This window comes from Terrabacter sp. P5_B1, from assembly GCF_056400505.1.
Genome location: NZ_JBFULD010000413.1, coordinates 1 through 3,152 on the forward strand (window position 1 = coordinate 1; position 3,152 = coordinate 3,152).

4 protein-coding genes are annotated in these 3,152 nt (G+C 71.6%); all 4 read left to right on the forward strand.

What is annotated here, in order from left to right; all coding sequences use genetic code 11:
- On the forward strand, positions 1-221 hold a 221-nt coding region (locus AC1DP0_RS20110), incomplete at its 5' end, for a PfkB family carbohydrate kinase (RefSeq protein WP_478088025.1).
- A 50-nt stretch (positions 222-271) separates the two neighbouring features.
- Complete coding sequence (locus AC1DP0_RS20115; protein ID WP_478088026.1) at positions 272-2,332, forward strand: PTS fructose transporter subunit IIABC; 2,061 nt, start codon at positions 272-274, stop codon at positions 2,330-2,332.
- A gap of 76 nt (positions 2,333-2,408) precedes the next feature.
- The gene (locus tag AC1DP0_RS20120; RefSeq protein ID WP_478088028.1) at positions 2,409-2,678 is read left to right on the forward strand and encodes an HPr family phosphocarrier protein; all 270 of its coding nucleotides are present in this window, start codon (positions 2,409-2,411) and stop codon (positions 2,676-2,678) included.
- A gap of 5 nt (positions 2,679-2,683) precedes the next feature.
- Positions 2,684-3,152 (forward strand): phosphoenolpyruvate-utilizing N-terminal domain-containing protein (locus AC1DP0_RS20125; protein WP_478088030.1); only part of this gene is annotated, 469 nt, incomplete at its 3' end.

Consider the following 3,152-nt stretch of genomic DNA (forward strand, 5'->3'; position numbering starts at 1 on the left):
CGGCACCCCTGTCCACCGTGGGCGCCGGCGACTGCATGCTCGCCGGCCTGCTCCACGGCCTGTCCTCCGGGTGCGCCCCCGCGGACGCCCTCCTGACGGGGGTGACGTGGGGCGCCGCGGCGGTCACCCTCCCCGGAAGCCGCGTGCCCGCACCCGACGACCTCGACGGCATACGCGCCGAGCTGACCCGCGAGCCCGACTTCGACCGCGTCCTCTCGTGACGCGCCCACAGACGCCGAACCCCTGATCGTCCCTCGGAAAGGAAAAACCCATGTCCCTCATCACCGAAGAGCAGGTCGTCCTCGACCTCACCGGTGCCGATCGCCACGAGGCGACCCGGAGGCTCGGCGAGCGCCTCGTCGCCTCGGGCCGGTGCACCGACATCGACACCTTCCTCGACGACGTGCGCAAGCGCGAGGAGACCATGGCGACCGGGCTCCCCGGCGGCATCGGCATCCCGCACGCCCGCAGCACGGCCATCACCGAGCCGTCGCTCGTCTTCGGCCGCTCCGCCGACGGGATCGACTGGGGCGCCAAGGATGGGCCGGCCACCCTGGTCTTCCTCATCGCGGCCCCCGAGGGTGGTGGCGACGCCCACATGCAGATGCTGCCCAAGCTCGCCCGCGCCCTCATGAAGAAGGACTTCAAGGCCGCGCTCGCCGCCGCGACGACCGAGGCCGAGGTCGTCCGGATCGTCAGCAACGAGGTCGCCCTCGACCAGCCGGCCTCCGCAGCCGCCACGGCGACCGCGGGTGCCGACCGGACCGGCGCTGCCGCTGCACCGGCAGCCAAGCGCGTGCTCAACCTCGTCGGTGTCACGTCGTGCCCCACCGGTATCGCCCACACCTACATGGCGGCCGAGGGCCTCGAGAACGCCGCGAAGGCCGCGGGTCACACGATGAGGGTGGAGACGCAGGGGTCGGCAGGGTCCACACCGCTCGGCGCCGACGTCATCGCTGCCGCCGACGCCGTCATCTTCGCCCACGACCTGCCGGTCAAGGACGCCGGCCGCTTCGCCGGCAAGCCGCTCGTCGACGTCGGTGTCAAGAAGGGCATCTCCGACGGCCCGGCCCTCGTCACCCAGGCCGAGCACCTCGTCGCCGATTGGGACGCCGACCCGAGCAAGGCGGAGGCGGCCGTGGCGGCGGCATCCGCAGCCGGGGGGTCCGGCGGGCTCACCTCGAAGGTCGAGAGCGGCGCGAGCACGGGCACGAAGATCCGGCAGTGGCTGATGACCGGTGTGTCCTACATGATCCCGTTCGTCGCGGCCGGCGGCATCCTCATCGCCCTGTCGTTCATGCTCGCCCAGGTCGCGCTCGGCGCCGAGGGTCCGATCGAGATCGTCAAGTACAACCTGACGTCGCCCGACCAGTACAACATCGCCCAGAACTTCAGCGCCTTCAGCCTGACCTCGTGGGCCGGGCTGCTCTTCGTCATCGGCGGGGCCTCCTTCGGGTTCCTCGTGCCGATCCTCTCCGGCTTCATCGCCTTCGCCATCGCCGACCGGCCGGGCCTCGTCCCCGGCATCGTCGGCGGGTCGATCGCTGCGACGATGGGCGCCGGYTTCCTCGGCGGCCTCGCCACGGGCTTCCTCGGCGGCTTCGTCGCCCGGTGGATCGCCCACTGGAAGGTGGCCAAGGGCGTGCGCGGCGTCATGCCGGTCGTCGTCATCCCGCTGCTGTCGACCCTCATCACCGCCGGCATCTTCATCGCCGTCCTGGGCAAGCCGATCAAGGCCCTGAGCGACGCGCTGACCACCGGCCTGAACAACATGAGCGGTTCGAGCGCCGTCCTGCTCGGCATCCTGCTCGGCGCGATGATGGGCTTCGACCTCGGGGGCCCGGTCAACAAGGCGGCCTACTTCTTCGCCACCGCCGGGTTGGCCACGGCCGGAACGGTGGCCGACGCCCCGCAGCTCAAGATCATGGCCGCGGTCATGGCCGCCGGCATGGTGGCGCCGCTCGCGATGGCGCTCGCCACGACGATCCGCCCGCACCTCTTCTCCGAGCCCGAGCGCGAGAACGGCAAGGCGGCCTGGCTGCTGGGCGCCTCGTTCATCTCGGAGGGGGCGATCCCCTTCGCGGCGGCCGACCCGGTGCGCACCATCAGCTCCTCCGTCGTCGGCTCGGCCGTCACCGGTGGCCTCGTGATGATGTTCGGCGCGACGCTCCGGGCCCCGCACGGAGGGATCTGGGTGCTGCCCCTCATCGGCAACTTCCTCCTCTTCCTGCTGGCCCTCGTCGTCGGCGTCATCGTCATGACGCTGATCGTCGTCGCCCTGAAGTCACGCGACACGCACCTCGCAGAGGTCGACGCGAGCGCTACCGTCTGATCAGGGCGTGAGCTCGCTCGCCGTCTGATCCTTCTCGACAGCACGACCACCCGTTATCCAACGAAGGAGCACGTCCATGGCAACCCGCACCGTCACCATCGCCTCGTCGGTGGGCCTGCACGCCCGCCCGGCCGCCCTCTTCGTCGAGGCCGCGACCGAGTCCGGTCTCGACGTCGAGATCGCCAAGCCCGGTGAGGACCCGGTCGACGCGACGAGCATCCTCGGCGTCATGGCCCTCGGGGCCAAGTACGGCGAGGAAGTCGTCCTGACGGCCGACGGCGCCGGCGCCGACGAGACGCTCGACTCGCTGGTCGCGCTCCTCTCGCGCGACCTCGACGCGGAGTAACGACCATGGCCGAGTCGGAGACCAGGCACGGCATCGGCGTCAGCCCGGGCACGGCATACGGACCGGTGGTGCAGGTCGCGCCACCGGTCCGGCCGCCGGCCGGCGAGGGCGCGGTCGACGACGAGGAGGCGGCACTCGCCGACGTGCGGGCAGCCTTCGAGTCGGTCGCCGTCTCGCTCGAGGAGCGGGCGACTCGGGTCGACGACACGGCCCAGCAGATCCTCAAGGCGACCGCCCTCATCGCCCGCGACAAGGGACTCGTCAAGGCCGCGGCCAAGGAGCTCGCTGCCGGCCACGGCCGGGCGCACTCCATCGCCAACGCGGTGGAGACGTATGCCGCCCAGTTCGAGGCCCTCGGCGGCTACTTCGCCGAGCGGGTGGCCGACCTGCGTGACGTCGGGTCCAGAGCGGTCGCAGCGGTGCTCGGGGTCCCGGCCCCCGGCGTACCCTCCTTCTCCGAGCCGAGCGTCATCG

Bases quoted from the DNA above. Each gene is read 5' to 3' on its own strand.
- AC1DP0_RS20120 (WP_478088028.1), top strand. From the start codon at position 2,409: ATGGCAACCCGCACCGTCACCATCGCCTCGTCGGTGGGCCTGCACGCC.